The sequence below is a fragment of the Candidatus Bathyarchaeota archaeon genome (genome assembly GCA_026014585.1).
Lineage (GTDB): Archaea > Thermoproteota > Bathyarchaeia > Bathyarchaeales > Bathycorpusculaceae > Bathycorpusculum.
Genome location: JAOZIA010000009.1, coordinates 15,018 through 36,186 on the forward strand (window position 1 = coordinate 15,018; position 21,169 = coordinate 36,186).

Annotated in this window: 26 protein-coding genes; 16 read left to right on the plus strand and 10 right to left on the minus strand. The window is 43.1% G+C overall.

Translation table 11 applies throughout. From position 1 onward, the window contains the following. Nucleotides 1–52: 52 nt before the first annotated feature. Complete coding sequence (locus tag NWF01_04390; GenBank protein ID MCW4024258.1) at nucleotides 53–1,036, plus strand: GAF domain-containing protein; 984 nt, start codon at nucleotides 53–55, stop codon at nucleotides 1,034–1,036. Then, nucleotides 1,037–1,702: a HAMP domain-containing histidine kinase gene (locus NWF01_04395; GenBank protein MCW4024259.1), complete on the plus strand. Its 666-nt coding sequence runs from the start codon at nucleotides 1,037–1,039 to the stop codon at nucleotides 1,700–1,702. It begins immediately after the preceding gene. 53 nt (nucleotides 1,703–1,755) lie between these two features. On the opposite strand, the gene NWF01_04400 is transcribed toward NWF01_04395, so the two are convergent. After that, nucleotides 1,756–1,959, minus strand: a complete 204-nt coding sequence (locus tag NWF01_04400) for a hypothetical protein (GenBank protein MCW4024260.1) — start codon at nucleotides 1,957–1,959, stop codon at nucleotides 1,756–1,758. Nucleotides 1,960–2,158: 199 nt separating this feature from the next. Between NWF01_04400 and NWF01_04405 the strand changes: the two genes are divergently transcribed. Continuing rightward, on the plus strand, nucleotides 2,159–2,842 hold the full coding sequence (locus tag NWF01_04405; GenBank protein ID MCW4024261.1) for a DUF1919 domain-containing protein: 684 nt from the start codon (nucleotides 2,159–2,161) through the stop codon (nucleotides 2,840–2,842). A 2-nt stretch (nucleotides 2,843–2,844) separates the two neighbouring features. On the opposite strand, the gene NWF01_04410 is transcribed toward NWF01_04405, so the two are convergent. Both NWF01_04410 and NWF01_04415 read right to left on the minus strand, forming a co-directional pair. Continuing rightward, nucleotides 2,845–3,891 carry a zinc metalloprotease HtpX gene (locus tag NWF01_04410; GenBank protein MCW4024262.1) on the minus strand — a complete coding sequence of 349 codons (1,047 nt, stop codon included), beginning with the start codon at nucleotides 3,889–3,891 and terminating at the stop codon, nucleotides 2,845–2,847. Between the two features lie 101 nt (nucleotides 3,892–3,992). Further along, entirely contained in the window at nucleotides 3,993–4,970 is a 978-nt protein-coding gene (locus NWF01_04415) for an asparagine synthase C-terminal domain-containing protein (GenBank protein ID MCW4024263.1), read from the minus strand. 216 nt (nucleotides 4,971–5,186) lie between these two features. Here NWF01_04415 and NWF01_04420 point away from each other — a divergent pair, with 216 nt between their 5' ends. The 3 genes from NWF01_04420 (at nucleotide 5,187) to NWF01_04430 (ending at nucleotide 7,373) form a co-directional block, all read left to right on the plus strand. Further along, entirely contained in the window at nucleotides 5,187–5,939 is a 753-nt protein-coding gene (locus NWF01_04420) for a carbon-nitrogen hydrolase family protein (GenBank protein MCW4024264.1), read from the plus strand. Nucleotides 5,940–6,028: 89 nt separating this feature from the next. Further along, on the plus strand, nucleotides 6,029–6,616 hold the full coding sequence (locus NWF01_04425; GenBank protein MCW4024265.1) for a LemA family protein: 588 nt from the start codon (nucleotides 6,029–6,031) through the stop codon (nucleotides 6,614–6,616). A gap of 13 nt (nucleotides 6,617–6,629) precedes the next feature. After that, on the plus strand, nucleotides 6,630–7,373 hold the full coding sequence (locus NWF01_04430) for a TPM domain-containing protein (GenBank protein MCW4024266.1): 744 nt from the start codon (nucleotides 6,630–6,632) through the stop codon (nucleotides 7,371–7,373). On the opposite strand, the gene NWF01_04435 is transcribed toward NWF01_04430, so the two are convergent. Further along, a complete protein-coding gene (locus tag NWF01_04435) occupies nucleotides 7,374–8,258 on the minus strand; it encodes a hypothetical protein (protein ID MCW4024267.1) in 885 nt (294 codons plus the stop codon). A 72-nt stretch (nucleotides 8,259–8,330) separates the two neighbouring features. Here NWF01_04435 and NWF01_04440 point away from each other — a divergent pair, with 72 nt between their 5' ends. The 4 genes from NWF01_04440 (at nucleotide 8,331) to NWF01_04455 (ending at nucleotide 11,292) form a co-directional block, all read left to right on the plus strand. Next, nucleotides 8,331–8,552 (plus strand): 4Fe-4S binding protein, encoded by a 222-nt coding sequence (locus tag NWF01_04440; GenBank protein MCW4024268.1) that lies wholly within the window; start codon nucleotides 8,331–8,333, stop codon nucleotides 8,550–8,552. A 13-nt stretch (nucleotides 8,553–8,565) separates the two neighbouring features. Beyond that, on the plus strand, nucleotides 8,566–9,591 hold the full coding sequence (locus NWF01_04445; GenBank protein MCW4024269.1) for an adenosylcobinamide amidohydrolase: 1,026 nt from the start codon (nucleotides 8,566–8,568) through the stop codon (nucleotides 9,589–9,591). Between the two features lie 75 nt (nucleotides 9,592–9,666). Beyond that, nucleotides 9,667–10,569: a hypothetical protein gene (locus NWF01_04450; protein MCW4024270.1), complete on the plus strand. Its 903-nt coding sequence runs from the start codon at nucleotides 9,667–9,669 to the stop codon at nucleotides 10,567–10,569. 135 nt (nucleotides 10,570–10,704) lie between these two features. After that, nucleotides 10,705–11,292 (plus strand): hypothetical protein, encoded by a 588-nt coding sequence (locus tag NWF01_04455; protein ID MCW4024271.1) that lies wholly within the window; start codon nucleotides 10,705–10,707, stop codon nucleotides 11,290–11,292. A 39-nt stretch (nucleotides 11,293–11,331) separates the two neighbouring features. Here NWF01_04455 and NWF01_04460 read toward each other — a convergent pair whose 3' ends face one another. Then, entirely contained in the window at nucleotides 11,332–12,075 is a 744-nt protein-coding gene (locus NWF01_04460) for a hypothetical protein (protein MCW4024272.1), read from the minus strand. 4 nt (nucleotides 12,076–12,079) lie between these two features. Beyond that, on the minus strand, nucleotides 12,080–13,462 hold the full coding sequence (locus tag NWF01_04465; GenBank protein MCW4024273.1) for an NAD(P)/FAD-dependent oxidoreductase: 1,383 nt from the start codon (nucleotides 13,460–13,462) through the stop codon (nucleotides 12,080–12,082). Between the two features lie 185 nt (nucleotides 13,463–13,647). On the opposite strand from NWF01_04465, the gene NWF01_04470 reads away from it, so the two are divergent. Continuing rightward, nucleotides 13,648–14,094, plus strand: coding sequence for a helix-turn-helix transcriptional regulator (locus NWF01_04470; GenBank protein ID MCW4024274.1), 447 nt, complete (start codon nucleotides 13,648–13,650; stop codon nucleotides 14,092–14,094). Between the two features lie 8 nt (nucleotides 14,095–14,102). On the opposite strand, the gene NWF01_04475 is transcribed toward NWF01_04470, so the two are convergent. Further along, nucleotides 14,103–14,519, minus strand: a complete 417-nt coding sequence (locus NWF01_04475) for a universal stress protein (protein ID MCW4024275.1) — start codon at nucleotides 14,517–14,519, stop codon at nucleotides 14,103–14,105. Between the two features lie 186 nt (nucleotides 14,520–14,705). After that, nucleotides 14,706–14,984, minus strand: coding sequence for a UPF0147 family protein (locus NWF01_04480; GenBank protein MCW4024276.1), 279 nt, complete (start codon nucleotides 14,982–14,984; stop codon nucleotides 14,706–14,708). A 76-nt stretch (nucleotides 14,985–15,060) separates the two neighbouring features. On the opposite strand from NWF01_04480, the gene NWF01_04485 reads away from it, so the two are divergent. The 4 genes from NWF01_04485 (at nucleotide 15,061) to NWF01_04500 (ending at nucleotide 18,138) form a co-directional block, all read left to right on the plus strand. Beyond that, nucleotides 15,061–15,444, plus strand: coding sequence for a hypothetical protein (locus NWF01_04485; protein MCW4024277.1), 384 nt, complete (start codon nucleotides 15,061–15,063; stop codon nucleotides 15,442–15,444). An 11-nt stretch (nucleotides 15,445–15,455) separates the two neighbouring features. Continuing rightward, the gene (locus NWF01_04490) at nucleotides 15,456–15,971 is read left to right on the plus strand and encodes a hypothetical protein (GenBank protein ID MCW4024278.1); all 516 of its coding nucleotides are present in this window, start codon (nucleotides 15,456–15,458) and stop codon (nucleotides 15,969–15,971) included. An 86-nt stretch (nucleotides 15,972–16,057) separates the two neighbouring features. Beyond that, nucleotides 16,058–17,023 carry an ABC transporter ATP-binding protein gene (locus tag NWF01_04495; protein MCW4024279.1) on the plus strand — a complete coding sequence of 322 codons (966 nt, stop codon included), beginning with the start codon at nucleotides 16,058–16,060 and terminating at the stop codon, nucleotides 17,021–17,023. A gap of 2 nt (nucleotides 17,024–17,025) precedes the next feature. After that, nucleotides 17,026–18,138: an ABC transporter permease gene (locus NWF01_04500; protein MCW4024280.1), complete on the plus strand. Its 1,113-nt coding sequence runs from the start codon at nucleotides 17,026–17,028 to the stop codon at nucleotides 18,136–18,138. Nucleotides 18,139–18,256: 118 nt separating this feature from the next. Here NWF01_04500 and NWF01_04505 read toward each other — a convergent pair whose 3' ends face one another. Together NWF01_04505 and NWF01_04510 are read right to left on the minus strand one after the other, a co-directional pair. Further along, nucleotides 18,257–18,736, minus strand: a complete 480-nt coding sequence (locus NWF01_04505; protein MCW4024281.1) for a hypothetical protein — start codon at nucleotides 18,734–18,736, stop codon at nucleotides 18,257–18,259. A gap of 12 nt (nucleotides 18,737–18,748) precedes the next feature. Further along, the gene (locus NWF01_04510) at nucleotides 18,749–20,653 is read right to left on the minus strand and encodes a hypothetical protein (GenBank protein MCW4024282.1); all 1,905 of its coding nucleotides are present in this window, start codon (nucleotides 20,651–20,653) and stop codon (nucleotides 18,749–18,751) included. Nucleotides 20,654–20,777: 124 nt separating this feature from the next. On the opposite strand from NWF01_04510, the gene NWF01_04515 reads away from it, so the two are divergent. After that, the coding region (locus NWF01_04515) for a hypothetical protein (GenBank protein MCW4024283.1) at nucleotides 20,778–21,169 on the plus strand (392 nt) is incomplete at its 3' end.

Consider the following 21,169-nt stretch of genomic DNA (forward strand, 5'->3'; position numbering starts at 1 on the left):
ATATGTGGCGAAAATTTCTTTTTTAAAAGGTTTGGATAGAGAGGGCAATCGCGTGACAGATGGCAACAATTCAACAAGCGGAGAAGCCATGAGGGAGCAGGGAGTTTTTCTTTTAGGCTTATACCGAGCAGGATTAGGTTTACCCGAACGTGAATTATATAGGTACTTTTTGGATTATGCAGTGAAGCTTACTGAAAGCAAGATTGGCTTTTTTCACTTGCTGGAGGCTGACCAAAAAACCATCAAGCTTACCGCGTGGAACCAAGCAGTCGTGCGGAATTGTATAATCCCTAAAGAAACACATTATCCGATCGAGAAAGCAGGCAACTGGATAGACTGTGTCCGCCTCAAAAAGCCAATCATGTATAATAATTATGTAAATAGCCCTAATCAGAAAGGTTTGCCCAAAGGTCACGTTGGAATTGAGCGTATGCTCAGCATTCCAATAATTGAGGATAACGAAGTTTTTGCTATTTTTGGAGTGGGAAACAAAGAAAGCGATTATGAAAACAAAGACCTACAAAAGCTTGAGCTTGTGGCAACTGAGTTAAATAAAATACTAAAGCAGCGCCGTATTGAAGCACAGTTAAGACAGGCAAAGGAGCAATATCAGGCTCTTTTTCAAAACATGAACGAAGGCGTTGCATTCTGCAAGCTTTTATATGATGAAAATGGTGTTCCTGATGATTTTTTGTATCTTGAAACCAACAAAGCATTCGAACACATAACCAAACTAACCTCAGTAATGGGTAAAAAAGCGTCTGAGACGGAACGCAGAATGAAAGATGACCCCGAACTTTTTTGCATATACAGCAGGGTTGCACAGAGCGGTAAAGTGGAAAAGCATGAGGTGTATTCCAAACCGCTTGACCTGTGGTTGTCAATATCTGTTTATAGTCCATTGAAGGGGTACTTCGCCGCAGTTTTGGAAGATATAACTTCACGCAAGGGTGCAGAGCAGAAATTGGAAGAGCACAATAAGCAGTTGGAAAAACTTGTTGAGGCACGGACTAAGCAGTTGCATGAAAAGGAGTAGTTGGCGGCTATTGGCACAACAGCGGGCATGGTTGGGCATGACATCCGCAACCCACTGCAAGCCATGATTGGTGATGTTTATTTGCTAAAAGAGGCTCTGGGTGCGATGCCTGAATGTGAGGTTAAAAAGCAGGTGAAGGAGAGTTTAGATGGCCTTGAGGAGAATATTTTGTATGTTAACAAGATTGTTTCTGACTTGCAGGATTTTGCGCGTCCCATCCAGCCTCAATTCTCCAGAGTTAACTTGTGTCAGTTAGTGGCAGATACTGTGGAACCCTTTAGTTTCCCAAAGAACATTCAACACGCGGTTTTTGTGGATAGCCCATTAGAGATGGTGACAGACCAATCTTTGCTTAGGCGTGTTTTTGAAAATTTGATTATCAATGCAGTTCAAGCTATGCCTAACGGTGGAAAATTACAGGTAACTGGTGGGTTGAGGCAACAGAAAGTGTGCATAATAGTGCAAGACACAGGAGTGGGCATCCCAAGAGAAATTAAACCCAAACTTTTCATTCCCATGTTTACAACTAAATCTAAAGGTCAAGGGTTTGGGTTAACGGTTGTTAAACGAATAGTAGAAGCACTAAACGGGACGGTGGATTGCGAGAGCCAAGAAGGTAAAGGAACCAGATTCATTATAGAATTTCCGGTTGAGGTAACTGCCTAAAAAAGAGCATAGTCATAACTAATAAAAAGCTTCAATATTTTTTGGGCGGTAACTTACTTTTTGCTAAGGTACCATTTGAGGTACTCTTTTTTGCGGTTGTTTTTTTCCTCTTCCGCAGTCTCAAAGCTGGGTCTGTTTTTCTCGCGCAGCTCCATGAGTTCCTGCTGGGTCAACATTAGCCCGCAGCTTTTGCAAGTGTTCCGCTTGGTGCTCATTGAATACACCATTTCTCCACCGCATTCTGGGCAATAGGGCATGTTACTTACTTCCTTGCGGGTTCTTTTGTTTATCTAACCTTTTAATGTTTCGTGTAAAATATATTTAGCTGGGCACGAATTTACACTGGTTAATTTGATGAATTTTTTTAATTGCCTTTGTTTTTTGTTGCTGGGAAAGCCATTAAAGAAAGCGGCACCTTACCTATAGTGTTAATCAACGGTTTTTTCGGTGAATTATGTGAGCATCAAGGGTTCTTTTGAACGAGCACAAACATCTTTTAAATGGAGAATCATAGACAGATACTTCTCTTTTTTTGCCCGCTCCAAACTCAAAAACAAAACATTCTCCATCATCAGCAACAACTGCATATCCGGCGGAATCTACCACAAGTTTGGTTTGCCCTTCTCTACCCCAACGGTTTGGTGCTTCTTTTTTCCCGAAGAATACATCAGATTCTTAGAGAACCTAAAATGGTACCTAAACCAGCCCTTACAATTCACCCCACAAACCAAGCATCATTCAGCCCAACAACTTAGACAACCCATCCAACGCAACTACCCCATTGGTGTTTTGGGCGGGGATGTGGAGATTCATTTTTTGCATTACCACGATGAGGCTTATGCTCTTGATAAATGGAATCGGCGTCTTGCCCGGGTAAACTGGGAACGCCTATTTTTTCTCTTCTCTGATTCAGAACCACAAGAGTTCACCCGAACCCTGCTGGAACGCTACGAGAAGTTACCGTTTGAGCATAAACTCTTCTTCTCCTCAAAACCCCAACCCAACTCTGAATGCACAGTTTACGTAAAAGACTGCATGGGGTCAGCTTCTGTTTCAGATTCAACCCGTAACCGAAAATACGAAAAATACGTTGACTTAGTTAAGTGGTTTAATGGAGAAACGGATTTCCTAAAAAAATAAGATTAGATGTGGGCGTAGACTTTTTTGTTTGTGTACTGCCCCGTGTTCATTTCCTGCTCAATTTCCCGTAGCAGCAGAATACGTTTGAAGGTGGGCGGATGCGTCGCGAAAAGGCTGTTCATTTGTACCCATGCGCTTTTTGATTCTTTTTCCATTGCCAGCCGAAGTTCTCGCTCGTCTAAGACACCATCGTTGTCTAGGTCGTACTGGTTTTTCTTTTCCATAATTTGAGCAACTTCTCGCTTGGCCATAGCAGGGTCTTCAATGTAGAAGGCGCGTGCACCCTCGGGTGGTTTGGGCGAGATTGATAAGCCGTAAGTGATTTTTGCCAATGCACTTTCGAGTTCTCGTGGGGCACCTGTAACGTAAGCTGAGAAAGCATCGGCATAATGTTCACGCAGGCGGCTAAGTCGCATCTCAATTAGGAAAGTGATAAGATAAACAGCAAAAGAGATTGCTCCTATAACTATGAGGGCTGCACCGCTGTTGTCTCTGTTGTTTCTTCGTCCAACGCTACTGAACATGCCAGCACGCAATGTAACCTGCGCAATCATGTATGCAATCAACGGCAACGCAGAGAGTATGGTCATGACTACGTAGTCTTTGTGTTTAATGTGACCTAATTCGTGAGCTATTACGCCTTTGATTTCGTTCTGATTTAGCTGCCGCAGAAGTCCTTCGTGAACTGCAAGAACGGCGCTACTTTGGGTTCTGCCAAACGTGAAAGCATTAGGCGTGTTGTTGGGTACTATGGCTAGTTTTGGCATGGGCAAGCCGCTTTTGTCTGCCAGTTCTTTAACGGTGGCTTCCAGCCAGGGTGATTCGCCGGGTTTGATGTATCGCAGTTTGGTTGTTGCAGCCACGATGGATGGTCCGATGGCGTACTGGAACAAGATGAAAAGACCTGATCCAGCTATAGCAACAAGCAGTCCTGCGTAAACATCCAACTGCAGAAGGTATACTATTACAAACACGAAAGCCGCAAATACGAATGCAGACAGAAAAATCGAGAACCCCATTGCAAACTTGAGTTGTGAAAGATTAGCCATTTTCTTTACCCTTGTGTTAAATTCACATGATAAATTTAGAGAATTAAGTCTTTCCTAAAAAATCATAAGGTTTGAAACTAAAGGGAAAAAAGGACAAAATTTTAGATGGGGTAAGCTCCGCAGATTTTGCAGAACTGGATTTTTGTGTCCATGCGACTGTGGCATTTGGGGCATTCTACTGAGCCTTTGGTGAAGATGTCTTTTGGTTTACCGAATATTTTGCGGAAGTGCTCGTAGTAGAGGAGTTGTTCTTTGTCTTGGATTTCAACGTCGTCTTCTGCTTTGATGGCTGCTTTCTTTTCTGCGAATTCTGCATCGGTGAATGTGTCGTTAAAGTATGTGCGCAGGGTTTCTGTTCCTGTTCCTGCCTCAAGAGGTGCTTTGGGTCGCCAGATGATGTCTTGAGGTATAACGTCTTCGTAGGCTTTGCGTAGAATCCATTTACTGTATTTGACACCGTTGTACATGTTAATTTTGAATTTAATCGGCAGTTTCTGCGCCCATTCCATGAATTCAGGGTCACGGTAGGGTGCTTTGATTTGCATGCCCATCGATTCAGCCATTGGGAAGGAGCTAAAGCCCATTTCTGCCCACATTTCTTGCTGTTTTACTGCAAATTCTGCTTCAGAGAGGTGGAATTGCCATGGGTACCCGAAGAGTTCGTCTAAGGCGTCGCCTGTGAATACGGTTTTGATTCCTTTGGGTTTGAGCAGTGTTAAGCCGATGTATACGGGGAGACTGTTTCTGATTTCCATGGGGTCGAATTTTTTGAGTGCTTCGACTACTTTGGGGTAGAATTTCATTACGTCTTCTTTGCCGAATTGGTAGGTTTCGTGTTTGAGGTGTAGGAGTTCGACCATTTTTTTGACGTATTCTGTGTCTTTTGGTTGACCATGTTTAAACGCTAGAGTTAGGCAGGGGATGTCGGGGTTGTATTTTACTGCTTCGTAGGCGATTATTTGGGTGTCTGTTCCAGCGCTGAAGAGGAATCCATCAGCCATGTTTCTTTTTACTATGTCGTGAACTAGTGTTCTGACTTTTGGCAGAAGGGGTGCGTATTCTGCTTCGGTGAGAGTCATTTTTGTATCCTCGCAATACAGTTTAGGTTTCATTTGGGGTATATAAGGTTTATTAATATGCAAGGAAAATAAAACAAAACGTAAACAATTGTGTCAAAACCAACATAAATAATGAACAAACATAAAAGAGGCACAGACAAGGCAGTCATAACTCATAAATCAGCTACATTTAAATGTACAAACAAAACACTCCCTCTACAACAAGAGGCACAAACCATGAAAATCACAGTAATCCACATGAAAATACGAACAACCCTACAAGAAAACCTAACCGCCGCAGAAACCGCAATCCAAACAGCCGCCAAACAAAACCCCGCACTCATCGCCTTACCTGAATACTTCACCGTACCCGACTGCATGGCACACTTCACAAACGCACCCAAAATCAGCAAAGAAACCTGCACCAAAACCTTAGAATTCCTACAAAAAATCTCCAGCCAAATAAGCGACATTTACCTGTTAGGCGGTTCAGTGCTTCAAGAAGACGGCGGCAAATTCTACAACACCAGCACTCTTTGGAAAAACGGCAAAATGCTGGCAAGCTACAAAAAAATCAACCCCATAACAGCAGAAATCGAGGCAGGTGTTTCCCGTGGTAGCACTCCACTGGTAGTGGACACAGAATTTGGCAGGCTTGGCATGATAGTATGCGCAGACACTTTTGACCCCGAACTCGTCAAAAAAATTGCTGAGATGGGCGCTGAAATTGTTACGCTCCCCGTTGCAGCCATGGGAACCCACCCCACCGTTAAAGGGCACCCATTAACTGAAGGTATCGCACGGGATTATGGCATGTTTATCTTAAAAGTTGGCAATGTTAGTTCGAACATGCGTGGTGGCAGAAGTGCTATTATTGCGCCATGGGGTATTCTTGGTGAAGTTACTGATGCACCTGAAGACTCGATTTTAACAGCGGATTTAGATATAGAAAGGTTAAGGACGTACCGCAGTAATCTTAAACAAAAATAGTTTGGTTCGGTTTAGTGCCAGATTTTATTTTTTTGTCAATCATATTTATTTAGTCGAAAGAGAGCTAATTTAGGCAAGAGAGGGGTTTGTTGAACAAAAAAATTCTAGCAGCAGTAAGCATAATTATAGTTGTTATAGCACTTGTAAGTTTTACAGCATTATACATTACAACCTACAACAACATGGTCGCCTTAGAATCAACTGCTGACGCGCAGTGGGCACAGGTGAACACGCAACTTCAACGCCGTTACGATTTGATTCCTGGAGTAGTTAACGCTTCGTACTCCTATTTGGGTTACGAGAGTTCTGTGCTGGAAGAAGTGACACGGTTAAGGACTCAGTGGATGGAAGCAGAACAGTCAGGCAACATCACAGAAATAAACGATGCCACGGGGCAACTTGAAACTTCAGTTACCAACTTTATAGTGACAATCGAAAATTACCCTGACCTAGAGGCGTCCTCAGTAGTTCAGGATTTAATGGTTGTTTTGGAAGGAACTGAAAACCGAATCTCAACGGAACGAATGCGCTACAACGATGACGTGCGAGACTACAATATTGTCATAAAGGCATTTCCAGGAGCGTTTTTCGCTACAGGCTGGGGCTTTAATGTTAAACCCTACTTTGAAGCGACAATCGGAGCCGACCAACCCGTAAATATTCCAACCTACACTTAAGGAAACACGTCTAATGAATAAGCAGTCAAAAACAGCAACTGCTCTTATCCTCATTGTTTCTCTGCTTTTTTTGGCTTATTTTACGGTGCCTGTTCAAGCCTACATTATTTCTGACGATTGGGCAAGCGCAATTGATGATTATGCGTTAAGCGTGGATGAACGTACAGGCGCTGAAATTGTGGTGTGTGTTTTTCCTTCACTGGCTGGACACGGCATCCAAAACAAGCAGGGGCAAGAAATTCAAGATATTGTGGAGTTGTCGGTTTACATTTTTAACGAGGAGCCTTTGGAGACTTATTCAGGTGACCAAGTGGGTGTAGGTAAAGCTGGACAGGACAACGGTATCTTGTTGGTGCTTGCCATTGAGGAACGACAGTGGCGCATCGAAGTTGGCTACGGTTTAGAAGGCGACATCACCGACATTGAGTCAAACCAGATAGCTCAGCAGTATTTGGTTCCCCAAATGCAACAAGGTAACTACGAATATGCAATCTATGACACAATTGAGGCGTTAGCAAACAAAATTCCAGATACTAACCAGACAGTAACACCAAGAGGATACTACCTATACGAAGCTGACTCCACATCAGCTACAACATCAAATCCGTGGTGGTCATGGATAATAGAAAACTATTATGGAATTCCCCTTTGGCTAATTATTCTTCTAATATTTCTGGGCGTAGCTGTTCCAGTGTTTGGCGGAAAAAGAGCCCGCGGTGGAAGAAGCGGTGGAGGAGGTTCCTCAGGAAAATGGTAGCTAGTAAATTTTACTCCATTCATCCACGATTTTTGTCATTTTCTTGAACTCGTACTTTTCCAGCCAATCTCTAAATGCGTTGTTGTGCACTGCGAATTGGGCGATACGTTTGGCATTTTCGGAGTCATGCACCAAAAACAACACCGCATCTAGATTGTGCCTTGACACATACGCTACAGCTCTTAGAAGCGCATCAAGTTTTTCGTCGGTTGGCATCTCTGCGCTGAGTTCTAAAGTCACAGGTTTCTTTAAAATAGCACAGAAATCCTGCACCAATAGGTCAACCCAGTAATTAGTCAAATAATCCCGCGATGACAGGGGCACATGGAAGTAATCCACAAGTTCACTAATCGCCTCTAAATCCAAACCGAAGCGTTCTTTGGCAAGCACGGGGTCAGGCCAAATCTCCACCGCAAACGTCCCCTTCACCTTTGCCTTGGCGTCACGTACAAACTGTGTTGTAACCTCTGCACGCCATTCATTCCAGCTTAAGCCACTTTTTTTGTGCAGTTCTTGACATCTTGGGCAGGTGCAGAACTCTTTTTCGGGGAAGTGATACAGATTCAAGGTTACACCTAAGATGTCTTCTTTGCTTAGGCTTTCAATGTAATCAAGAACCTTAGCGTTATATTGAGGGTGAGTGGGACAGACAAAATCAAATGCCAAATTTGCTCTGCGGTTTTTACGCAGTGCAGGACCATTCTTTGAGAGCGCCACCATACTGGGGTCATCTCGTATGGCTTTTGCGTCGCAGAAACATGTAACGTCATTTTGCATTTTTTTAGCTGCTGGGCAAGCTTGTCCATCTGCCCATTTGCTGTAGTAAACTGGAATTTCAAATCCTTCAACTATTTCAGGCTTGTAAGTGACTAAGCCAACTTTCACTTTTCGATTTCCACCTTTATTGGAAAACAATTATAGGTTGGCACTTATTTAATTGTTGATTCACTGATTCACATGGAAACCAAGAAAAAAACCGTCATTGTCGATTACTCCAAATGCCAACCTTGCAAAATGCAAATCTGCATCGGCGTTTGCCCTGAAGGCGTCATAGAAGAGGGCGAAGATAAAAAACCTCAAATCACCGATGATGCCTCATGCACCAGCTGCGGTGTCTGCGTTGACTTATGTCCAACTCATGCAATAACGCTAAAGCCTAAAGAGGAAAAAACCAAGTAATGGGGCAACCGTTTTGGAGCAGTTTGACCTCGCAAACAAAAAAGCCACCCTAACAATTAACGGAAACGTTCTTGGAGTATCATCACCACAAGGCTTAGTTACAGTTAGTTCAGCAATTTTTAACGGTGGCTTCAAACGGGTGCAAGCTGTACTTAACGTGTCTGTCCCAGACGATTACAGCGACGTAGTGCTCCATGACGACCCATTCAAGCTAATTCGTGATTCAGCAAAAAGAATCGGCATAACCCAAGACTACACCGCCATGGTAACCGCGGCGAAAATCGAAAACTATGCCTTCCGAACCAAAAGCTCCAACGGTTTCTCAGTGTATGTTGCCGCAACCGCAGGCTGCTCACATGGCGAATCCTCAGGCGAAACAATCAAAATCCAAGAAATAACAGGAACCATAAACATCATCGTCTTAATCGATGGCAAACCTTCACCGAGTTGTATGGCAGCTGCCCTAATCACGGCAACAGAAGCCAAAACCGCATCCGTACGAGATTTAGACATCCGAAGCCGCTACACTGGCGATGCAGCAACAGGCTCCATAACCGACAGCCTCATCATCGCATCCACAGATGAGGGATCAGAAATCAGTTATGGTGGACCAGCCTCAGAACTTGGTCAACTCATTGGGTCTTGTGTGCGAAGTGCGGTTAATGAAGCAATTATCAAGCAGGATGGGTGGGATGCAAAGCGGTCGGTTCTTGAGCGGCTTAAGGAGAGACATCTTCCAGTGGAGAAGCTGGTTTTTGAGTTGTCCAAGGTTGAGGGCTTAAAAGTTACGGTCGAGGGTCTCAAGAAGGTTTTAGGGGATAACCCTGTTTATGCTTCGGCTTTGATGGCTGCTGCAAAGTTTGATGATGATTTGCAGAAGGGTTTGGTGCCCCGTGAGTTCGGTGAAGTATCGGTTCTAGCTAAAAAGGTTGCCTCTTGCGTTGTAGCAGGAGGAGCTATGGCTTCTGATTATGAAGTGGTGGATTTGCCGCCGTTTCTTAAGCAGACTTTAATTGCTATATTGAAATCAATTAATTAACCGTAGTTTACAAAGACTTTAATAACCTCCTAAAGTTATTCGTTAACAAAACGTATGTAAATGGTGAAATAAAACTTGAAATTTGGCACCTTTCTTTATCAACCTGAGCCTGCTCAAGGCGTAGACTATAACTTCTACCGCTTAAAGTCTGAATCAGGAATTGTTGGAAAACCAAACCCAGAAATGTACACTAACATCGCATGTTTTGGCGACAACTTCATGGCAGAAAAACGCCCAGACTGGGTCTCTGTAAGCTCATGGGGTCCAGCACTAAGGACAAACAAGCGCTACAACCTGCGCTGGGACGTTGTGTGCATGACCAACCCAGAAGCACGCGAATACAACCTAAAAATCATCGCTGAATCAGCCAAAGTCACTCCAGGCATCAGCATCAGCAGCCAACACTTCGCCGATCAATACTTCTGCACCTGCCCAAGATGCATAAAAGAACAAGCCAAAAGCGGCTTAAGCTGGAATGAATGGAGAGCAAAAACCGTAACTGACTTCTTAGCTGAAGTTAAAGAAATCGTCAGCGGCAAACCACTCTTTGTCAACCTGCTGCCGGACCCATTGCTGGGTAAACAACGTTTTGGCTATGACTTTGACGCTTTAGCACAGTACGCAGACTACTTTGTTGTTCCAATGTTCAGCAAGGCATACCCAACTCCATGGTACTGGGAAACAATCGCACGCGGCTTTAAGAGTCAACTAAAGAAGCCATTCTTCGTAAACTTCTACGTGCGCGGTCCAAACGAGCAATGGGAAACCGTGGCTACAACCAAACAAATCATGACAGTTGCCACACGTGTTGCACGCCAAGGCGTAGACGGCATCATCTTCCTAGCAGAAAAGGCTGAGTACATCGAGAAGTTCCAGCGAGAAGCTGCTGCGGACAAAGAAACCCGCGAGTTCCTCAAAGGACACAACGGCGATGAAGTCTTAGACCTCTTTGCCCGCTGGGAACAACTCTACAAGTAAGTTTCCTCAAACAACCTTTTTTCTTATTTTTTGTTTATATTCGGTTTTTTGTTTCTGGCTCTAACCCTTAGAGTTTTGGCGCTAAATGTTAGTGTTATATTCAACGTCCAGTCTATTTGAGTTGAGGAAAAAAAATTGACCCAAGACATTAACGTTGAAATCACACAAACGAATCAAACCCCTGAATCGTACTGGAAACAATTCATAAGAAAACACTGGGCAGCTTTTGCCATTTTTGTAGTAGCAGTAATTGTGGCAGTTGTAGGCGCAGTCTACGTGTTTGTCTGGTTCACAGCTCAAGCCCAATCAACAGGTCTGGTTCCAGCAATCCTCAATGCATGGACAATGAACAGCCTTGTCATGTTCATTTTGCACGCTATATTTTGGGAACTCGTCCTAATTGGGATTCCCGCGGCCATCTGTGGAGTGATTGGGTGGCAATGGTGGAAACGGCTACCTGAGCAAGAAAAGCAACAGTACCACAAAGGTAAGAGTTCAAAGTCGAACCGTGCAGGAGGAGCAATCTCACCGCTGCTATTCATTGCGTTTGCGTTAAAAGTTTACTTTGATGGAAACTGGAATAGCGCCATTTCAAGCTGGAGTCTAGATTACGTGGTTGGTTCAATGATTACGATACTTATCTGGATAGCTGCAATCTTCGCCATACCCGCTGTTATAGGAGTTGTTTGGTGGATACACCACGAAACAACCAAAAAACCCTAACCTCTTTTTTAGGGAAAACGGATTTTACAGAAAAAATTGCTAGAATTTGCTTGTTGGTATGTCACCTTTAAGCGCCATGCCTTTTGAGCCCTCAATTATTAGCTGATAGTTTTTGCCTTTATACTCATATCTTATGAACCATACAGGCGCATGCAAGTAAACAATCTGCTTAAGTGTGAGAGTGGTGGTGGCTTCTATGATTCGGTCAACGTTTAGTTGAAGCAGAAAACGATGGTGAGCGTCAATCTGTTGCTTAGCCAGTTCCAAAGCGGCTTCTCGGTCAATTTCACTGTTTAGCAGTTTGGCGAAGCCTTCGATTTTGCGAAAGTCATAGGGGATTTTGCCTGAAAGCGGCACGTCATATTCGCGTGTGGGAAAATCTGAAGCAGCCCTTGCTAACACGAGCCAATTGTATTCTTTTTTGACGTCGCCTTCTTTGACAATGGGAGGCGCTATGCGTTCAAAAATGCCCTTGTAATGGGTTTCTGCCTGCGTGGAAATCACCCAAAACGGCAAATAAATCAGGTTTTTCTCGGTAATTTTGGATTTTCGGGCTAAATCGCCTGGTTTTACAAAGCCAGAACGCATCCATTTACGAATTAAATCCTCAATTTGGCTTTCGTTATAATTGTTTAACAACAGAGAGTGTTCGAAGTTGAAGGCTTGCCCAGTTTGAATGACGGTGGTGAATCCACAGTATTTACAGGTGGCAACTATTTCTCCAGGCTTAAACTCGACTGGAGCGCCACAGTGAGAACAGCGGATTTCTTGGGCAACCGCCATATTTTTACGCCTTCATGTTTGTCCGTTTAATTATTTCTCTTGCCACAATAACGCCTGAGATGGATGCCTGGATTAAACCGCGGGTTACGCCTGCGCCATCGCCGATGGTGAAGAGGTTGCGTATTTTTGTTTCTAGGCAGTTGCTTAGTTGCAGATGTGACGAGTAGAATTTGACTTCGACGCCATAGAGCAGGGTTTCGGGTGAAGCAACACCTGGAGCGATTTTGTCGAGGGCTTCGAGCATTTCGCGGATGTCAGCTAAGTAACGGTAGGGTAAGACGAAGCTTAAGTCGCCGGGGGTGGCGTTTTTGAGTGTTGGAGTGACTACGCTGTGTGAGATGCGTTCAGGGGTTGAGCGTCTTCCATGGCTTAAGTCGCCGAGGCGTTGAACCATAACGCCACCGCTTAGCAGGTTGGATAAGCGGGCGATGTATTTGCCGTACGCGATTGGTTCTTTGAAGGGTTCAGTGAAGTGTGTGCTTACGAGAATGGCGAAGTTGGTGTTTGCGGTTTTGGTTTCTGCGTGGCTTCCACCATTAACAGTCATGACGCCATCGTAGGATTCGGTGGTGACTTCACCGTAGGGTGAAACACAAAACGTACGCACTTGGTCATCAAAAGCTCTTGAATAATAGACCAGTTTAGGCTCATAGAGAACCTTGGTGAGTTTCTCCATGACCGAGGCTAAAAGCTCAACACGCACACCGATGTCTACGGGGTTGTTGACGGTTTTTAAGCCGCGGATTTGAGCTTCAGTTTGCAGCCATTCTGCACCGCCTCTGCCAGGGGCAATGATAACATATTTGGCATAGATTTTTTCGCCGCTGACCGTTTCGACGCCTGAGATAACGTGGTCTTCAGCGATTAAGCCTTTAACTTCGGTTTTGGGTTGGAAGGTGATTTTGCTGTTTAAGGCTTTGCGCATGCGCATGAGGGTTTCTAAGCATTTGTCGGTGCCCATGTGGCGGACTTCCTGCTTTATCAGTTTAAGCCCTGCCAAAGATGCTTGGCGTTCGATTTCGTCAACTTGTTCGTTTTCGCCGCCATACACCTGTTCGCTTGCGCCGAATTTAATGTAAATTTCGTCACAGTACTTTACAAGGTCAGATAGTTCTTTGGTTGAAACGTACTGGTTTAGCCAGCCTCCAACCTCTGTGGATAGGGTGAGTTTTCCGTCACTGTAGGCGCCAGCTCCACCCCAACCGGAGAGCACGTTGCATGGTTCGCAGTGCATGCATTCAAAGCCTCTACTTGAGGGACATTTGCGTTTGTCTATGTCTGCGCCTCTGTCGAGGACTAAAACGTTAAGGTTTGTTTTTTCGGTTAGTTCTAGTGCTGAGAATATGCCGGCGGGACCTGCACCCACAATTATTACATCATATTTCAAAGGGTTTGCCTCTTGGAAATCCGTAAGCTAATAATTGTACAGCTAATTAATCCTTTTGTTTTCAAAATCAAAATAGAAAAGTCTAATTGAACACACTTTTTTCTTTATCCACACTTATTGTCTGGCGCAGATATATCTCAATCATATTTAAATCCCTGCAAAGAACACAATTAAACAGAAACAAAATGCCAGAAACAGCCATAGACGATTTAATCAGCGACTTCAGCCGCTTCTACATACTAACCATACTATACGAAGAACCAACCCACGGCTACCGCATAATCAGCCAATTCAAGAAAAGAGTCAAAAAAGAAGTCAGCCCAAGCCTAGTGTACCCCTTTCTGCAACAGCTAGAAGACAAAGGCTTAGTCACACACACCGTAAAGCATATTGGAGAAAAAGAGCGCAAAATTTTTGAACTTACAAATGAGGGTAGAGAGCTCTGTGTTAACCTGTTTAAACGCTTTGCCCAGCTTGTTTCCATCGCTATAGAACCCAGCCTTAGTATCTGTGCTCATTGTGGATGCAAAGTGTATGAGGGCAGTTACCGAGAAGTTATTGATGGTAAAGAAATGGCGTTTTGCTGTGTGCACTGCGCCCGCACATACAAAGAAAACAAAATACGCAAATAAAAAGAGAGTTAACGTGTGACCAGAACGGGGCAGTGAGCATTTTTGATAACGCCATGGCTTACGCTGCCCAAAACCAGCTCGCTTAAGGTACCAATACCTCTTGCGCCCATAACGATTAAATCATAATTGCCATTTTTTGCAGTTTTTGTTATTTGTCCTATGGCATCACCCTCAACCAGCATAACCTCAACCTCCAAACCTGCAGACGCAGCCAGTTTTTTCCCTGCTGCCAAAGCGTTTTTGCCCTCGTTTTGAAGGATTTCATAAAACTTCTGCTTTGTAGTGCTAATGACAGATGAACCTGTAGGAGTTACATTTAACAGTGTGATTGTTCCTTGCGTCATTTTTGCAACTTTGATTGCTTCTTGTAGTGCACGTGTTGCATGTGCTGAACCGTCTAGTGGAACTAAAATTTTCTTATACACAATAATCCCAAATGACCCAGTCCAGTTTAGGATTAATAAAATTGTTGGTTCCCCCGTAAAAGAGTTAATGCTGGATTAATTTGCTGTTACAAACTTTTTGACAGAAAAACGGATCCAAAATAGAAAGATAGACAAAACAAAAAAAATAAAATAGTTATTTGAGAAAAGCCAAAAAGGCTGAAAATACTAGTCTTTTATGGCTTCGATGTAGCTTATGACGTTCCAGAGTTTAACACGTGTGTATTGTGGCATGTTTGGGTCCTGCGAGATATCCTCAAGAAGAGAAACCGCATTAGAAGCCCTAACAGCAGCTGTATATTCACCGCTTTGAAGCGCATCCATCGCGTCTTTGGCGGCACGCCTAATGTTTCGAGGTGTTGTGCTGTCCTCTGAAACTTCCCCAAGGACGCATAGTGCTTGTTTAATTTTTGCTTCGTACTCTTCAGATTTTTTCTTACGCACCATAAATATTCCCCTCTACCGCAATGCAGTAATCAAATTATATAAGCTTTTGATACGTATTTACTTTGGGGTTCAATAATTGCAACCAAAACAAGACAACCATCACATCCGCCGCGGAGCAGAACTGCTCATGCAAGGCGCCACCTTAACAGACCTGTCATGCCCAGTCTGTGCGTCTCCTCTGTTTAGGCTAAAAGACGGCACACTTTGGTGCACTAAAGACGAAAAAAAAGTCATAATAGTTAAAGAAGGACAAGAAATGCCCAAGCCGCAACCAGCCCCAAGCGCACCCGTCAACAATACGGCATACGACAAGCTGGAAGCAACCTTGATGGCAAAAGTGCAGACAGTTCAAGACAAACTCGATAAAGCCGAAGACCCAGAGGAAATCCAAAAACTCAGCACTGCCCTCTCAGAGTTACTAGGCAGCCTTGAAAAAATCAAGCAAATGAAAAAACAATAGGGAACTCTGCTTTGCTTGGAAAATATGATAACTTTCCAGTTAACCTCCATTTTGCTGAGTCGTTTTTGTGCATGATTTCAAGCAGGCAACTGCAACGAAAACTAGTCCAGAAATTCTGCGAGCTAAACAAGCAGAGTTTTTGTTTTGAAGAAGTTGCAAACCCAACAGTGCCAAATAGCACATTGATTTTTGAGTTCGGCTTAGCTGAAAACGACGGCTTCAACTTCCTCAGCGAAGAGGAGACAAAAAAAGCCTTAACTGCCCTGAAAGATTCATTGCGCACGATGGATTTTTTCTGCTCAATTCGCTACTACAAGAAAAACAAAGGGAAACGGACACCCCTTAAATTTGATTATTACATGATGCGTTTACTATTTAGTAAGGGCGAGGTGGAGTTTAACTTGTTTCATGAACGGGGGTTACGTTACATTTCGCCGGAAGATTTAGTCTTGTTTGTTGTTGATAAATTAAACGAGGACTCAACGCGGAAAATTATTAGGCGAAAACAGTTAGATGCCGGTCTGTAGATATTTATTTTACAATCGAAAATTATATGTCCAACATGATTTTGATATGCTAACACCAGATTTACAAATTACAGGTGAACACAGTAATGCTTCCAGTTGAAATAAACTCGCTAAAAAAATATTACGGCAACACAAAAGCCGTAGATGGCATATCCTTCACTGTAAACCAAGGTGAAGTGTTTGGTCTTCTAGGTCAAAATGGTGCAGGAAAAACCACAACCATCGAAATCATGGAAGGCCTGCGCGAACGAGATGGCGGCGACTTGAAAGTTTTAGGACTTGACCCGTGGAAAAACGGGTATGAACTGCACAAAAAAATCGGGGTTATCCCACAGGAATTCTCCTTCATGGAGAAAACCACGCCCAAAGAAGCCATAATCTACTACGCAGACCTCTTTAACATAAAAGTTGACCCCCAAGCAATCTTAAAAGAGGTGCTGCTGGAAGAGTCAGCTAACGTTTACTTTGACAACCTCTCAGGCGGGCAAAAACGCAAAACAGGACTTGCACTTTCACTGGTAAACTCGCCAGAACTACTTTTCCTTGACGAGCCAACCACAGGGCTTGACCCAAACGCGCGACGAGCAATCTGGGAAGTCATACGCAGCCTAAAATCAAAAGGAAAAACCATTATCCTCACAACGCACTACCTCGACGAAGCCCAGCAACTCTCAGACAAAGTAGCAATCATGGACCACGGACGTATTGTCGCAAAGGGAACATCTGAGGAAATCATCAAGCAGCATGGTTCAGGTGAACGCTTAGAAATCAACGGAAACCAAAAACTAGCAGACTACATCAAAGAAAACACTGAACTACAAGTCACCTACGACAACATTAAAGGCAAAATCACAATACCCTTAACCAAAAAAATCGATGCCTTAGCCGCGTTGGCAGCAGCAGAGCAGTCAGGCTTAGACTGGGGACAAATCCAAACACTTCAAGACAGTTTAGATGACGTTTTTGTTAAACTGGTGCAAACCGTGGAGAACATGCACACACCAGAAAACGAGGAAACCGAAAATAATCAAGACAAAAAGCGGAGGCGCTAAAAATGGTCAGTGGAAAAAGAATTTGGGCGGACTTTAAAACTTACAGCAGAGGATACCTTAGAAACAAGTTCGGGTTATTCTTTGGCTTAATATTTCCAGTTATACTAATCGTGATTTTTGGGATGATTTTTTCTGGGAACAGTTCTGGAACAATCAATGTTTACGCTCAAAATCAAGATACTGGTCCGTTCCCAAACGGGGTTAACATAGGCGACGGTTTTCTATCTGCCCTAAACGAGTCCGGTACAATTAAAATCATAACAGTAGATGCCTCAGAGGATTTCTCAAAGTTCCTTAAAGAAAACTCAGCATCAGATGGAATACAAATACCAGAAGGTTTTTCCCAAAATTACATTATGGGACAACAGGTTAACATAACTGTGTACGGTAATCCAACAGCAAGTACAAGCGGCATCGTGACTGGAACAGTCAACGGAGTTTCCAACTACTTTAATTTGCAACGCTTCAACGGCACAAGTGTAATTGGGTTAACCCAAACAACCGTTAACACTGAGCAAACCAAATATGTTGACTTTCTAATACCCGGTTTAATTGGCTTCTCAATACTGGTTAACCCAATGTTTTCGCTTGTAGAAATTTCCTCACAATACAAGAAAAACAAACTTTTCAAACAATTATCATTGACCCCACTGACAAAGACGGAGTGGCTAATATCCAAAATAATGTGGTACATCGTCCTCTCCGCCGTGTCATTCGTATTGATGGTTACAGTGGGAGTATTAGCCTTCGACGCACACATAACCCTAACATTGTGGCTGATTCCCTTCATGATACTGGGACCGATGATGTTTGCTTCGCTGGGCATGCTGGTTGGCACAGTAACCAAAAACCCTGAAACCGCAGGCGTTATTGGCAACGCCGTCACATTCCCAATGATGTTCCTTTCAGGAACCTTCTTCCCCCTAAGCATGATGCCTGATTACCTGCAAAACTTTGCCCATGTCCTGCCACTGTACTACATTGTTGATGGCTTAAACAACGTCATGGTCTACAGCAACATCCCAGGCGCACTACTAGACATTGGAGTCACCCTGATAATTCCTGCAGTCATCTTTGCCGCGGCAATCAAATTCTTCAAATGGAGAGAAGACTAACCCTCCAAACAACCTTTCCTTTACAGCCATTTGATGCCTTAGAATTCAATACAAAAACCACAAGAGAAAACTGGTTTTCCTGCTTTATAAGGGTCTATCGGCAGAACAACAGGACGGTTTAATTGTAATATGTTACAATTAAACAATCTATTGCTAGTCCTGCTTCATAGAATTCTGGAACACTACAAACTACGGTTACATAGCGGTATGTCTCTGTTGTTTCTGCCAGGTACAGCGTGGTAAAATCGGGGTAAGTATGATAACTACAAGAACCAGCATACACCCAATCGCCACTGCCAGTCTCAGAAACATAAACCATCAAGCCAGCCTGATACGCCGAACCATAAACCCAAATCTGACTGGACACACCTATCACACTATTTAATTCTGCCTTAACAGCTACATAACCCGAACCGCCCAATCCAGCAGAAACAATTGCACCCACATCATCGTCAGGTCTGCTTCCTTCCATACCATTTGGGTTGTCAATAAAGCCATCACCGCTTAAAATCTGAAAATCATAAACATCATCCACATAAACAGTCGTGGAACCTGGATTAAGGCATAAACGTAAATCACCATTACCATAAATACGCATTCCACCAGATTGTCAACCATATTGCTCTTCATTTGGCTGTTCTTTATCAGGCCACCATGTCTCATATTCAGGCAACGGACTTTCTAAATAGTTCAGTGAACCAAATGTTGTCTGAGCTGCTTGGTCTAAAGCATCATTTATTGAATAACCCCCTACTAAAGCATAATTATAGAAATTAATAATAAAATCCATCGCTAAACCAGGATTATCTTCAAAGCTTTGGCTGGATAGAGCAGGCGATGCGTATTCAAAGCCAATATAACAATGATTACCGGATGGATAACTATAACCATCATTACTCATCTCTAAATCTTTAGTCCAAGCATAAGGTAAACCATAATTATCAGGCCAACTACCCCATTGCTGAGCACTCATACATGACCAACTCCAAACAAAAAAGTTTGTCCAAGTAGTCCTTGAAGCAATATCAGACCAAGTAACATTACAAACAGGACACCAATAACTATGCTCACCATGCATGTGCCCATGATAAAACACGGCAACATAGTCATAGCCACGGGCAAAATTGTAAGTATTACTTAGAATCGTATCCCCATTTGTTTGAGCTCCAAAGGCATTAGTCGCATCATATCCAGCGAAATAAAAATAATTTGTTACCGCGTTAGCCAATTGTTGCATTGCAGTGATCTCATCCACAGTTTCATTCACAAATTGTCCACTTAAGGATCCATAAATTACTGATTTTACATCAACATCAGGAATTGCCTGAACCTGCGAAGCAAACACGGAAAAGGAACATATAAGACATACGGAAAAAAATAATGTGAAAAGCTTCAAAGATTTATGTCTAACGTTGGCAACAATAAATCTGTGCCTATTACCAGCAAAAATCAAGCCGATAATAATTGCAGAAAAAGAAACGCAAATTACCAACAGCAATGCTGGCTCGCAGACTTGAAAAGAAGCCTTTTCTACAGAGGCACCAGAGGTCTCTTGAATGCCACCAATCATAGGACTTACAGAACTTACCTCCCCACTATCAGCCCAGATTCTAACATAAACACCCGTTACTCCACCTGGATAAACACGGTCAAACCCTATTGGAATAAACCATGAAGGGTACAAAGTAAACGGGTCGCCGCCACGGGCGGTACTTTCTTTGTGGTAATTAAGATAGCATAAAGATAAATTCCCGACCGAAGCAACCTTAAAATCTGAAACAGTAATATTGCCCATTTCCGTATTGGCAACTTCAAGCGAGTAAGACTCAACAGCCCCAAGAGCCATAGCCTCAGCTTCCTGACTAGAAACAACTGGGGAGCCAGCTATGGTGTAGAGCTGCCAGTTATCCAAAAAAGCCTTTAGCACACCATCACGATAGGACAAAGCAATATTTTTTACAGGAGCTTCTATACCTTCAGAATCAATGTAGGTCCAAACAAAATCAGCCTGTGACTGCCCTGTATAGGTTATTTCAAGCTGCGCATTTGTTGTGGTCTTTGTGATATTTTGGTTGGCGCTTATAGATTCCAGCATAGATTTTAAAGTGTCATAAACTGGTTCATTGGTGTAGTTTTGATACCTTTCCATGAAGCCTTTGGCATCCGTGACATAATTATCAGCCAAGTATCCAAGAGAAGGAGTACCGCTTACATTGCTTACAAATATCCTTTGCAATTTATCGCCCACAAAAGAGCAACTGATGCGCATACTGCAGTCTTTTCCTGAAAAAATAGTGTCTGTTTCTTTGGTAGGCAAAGTCATATACAGGGAGTTTTGCTGAGATGATTTCAGGCTGGAGTTAGCTAAATCAAAGCCTACAATATTATCGATTATGTTTAGTGATTTCTCTTGGACTGGAACTTGGGCTTGTGTGAGAGGAAAAGAAGCCAAAAGAGTGCCAAACAGGAAAATTATTGTTAATGTTGGAACAGTTAGTTTGAAAAGTTTTGTCATACATTTCGCACCTGAATTGCTGGTACTCCATATTTATCAAAGTATTTTTAAATTTTTCCTATTTACATGTATTTTGAAAAGTTTTAAATATTAAATTTCTTTAATATTTATTGGGGGAACTGAGATGTTCTTTTCAAAAAACAGACAGAAAATAAGAAAAACAGCAATTCTCTCAGTACTTCTTTTGCTTGTTCTGCTGACGGTTTTCCCAAGCACTGCATCAGCAGAGGGAGAATGGTACCCAACCAGACCTCACACCTACGACAACATCACCAGCCATTACCCCCAAAACAAAACCTATAATCAAAACTGCCTCACCCTAAATGTTACAATAGAAAGTAACAGTTTTCTGGAATACCGAGCCAGATGCCCGTACTTCTATTCTATTGATGGAACAGAAGAAATATTATATGGATCCTGGTCCCAACTCGGCCTTGGCAAATTAAATCAAACAGTCATCAGCCAATACGAAGTCACCGACTGGCCATATGACCCATACACAGTATACACTTGGAA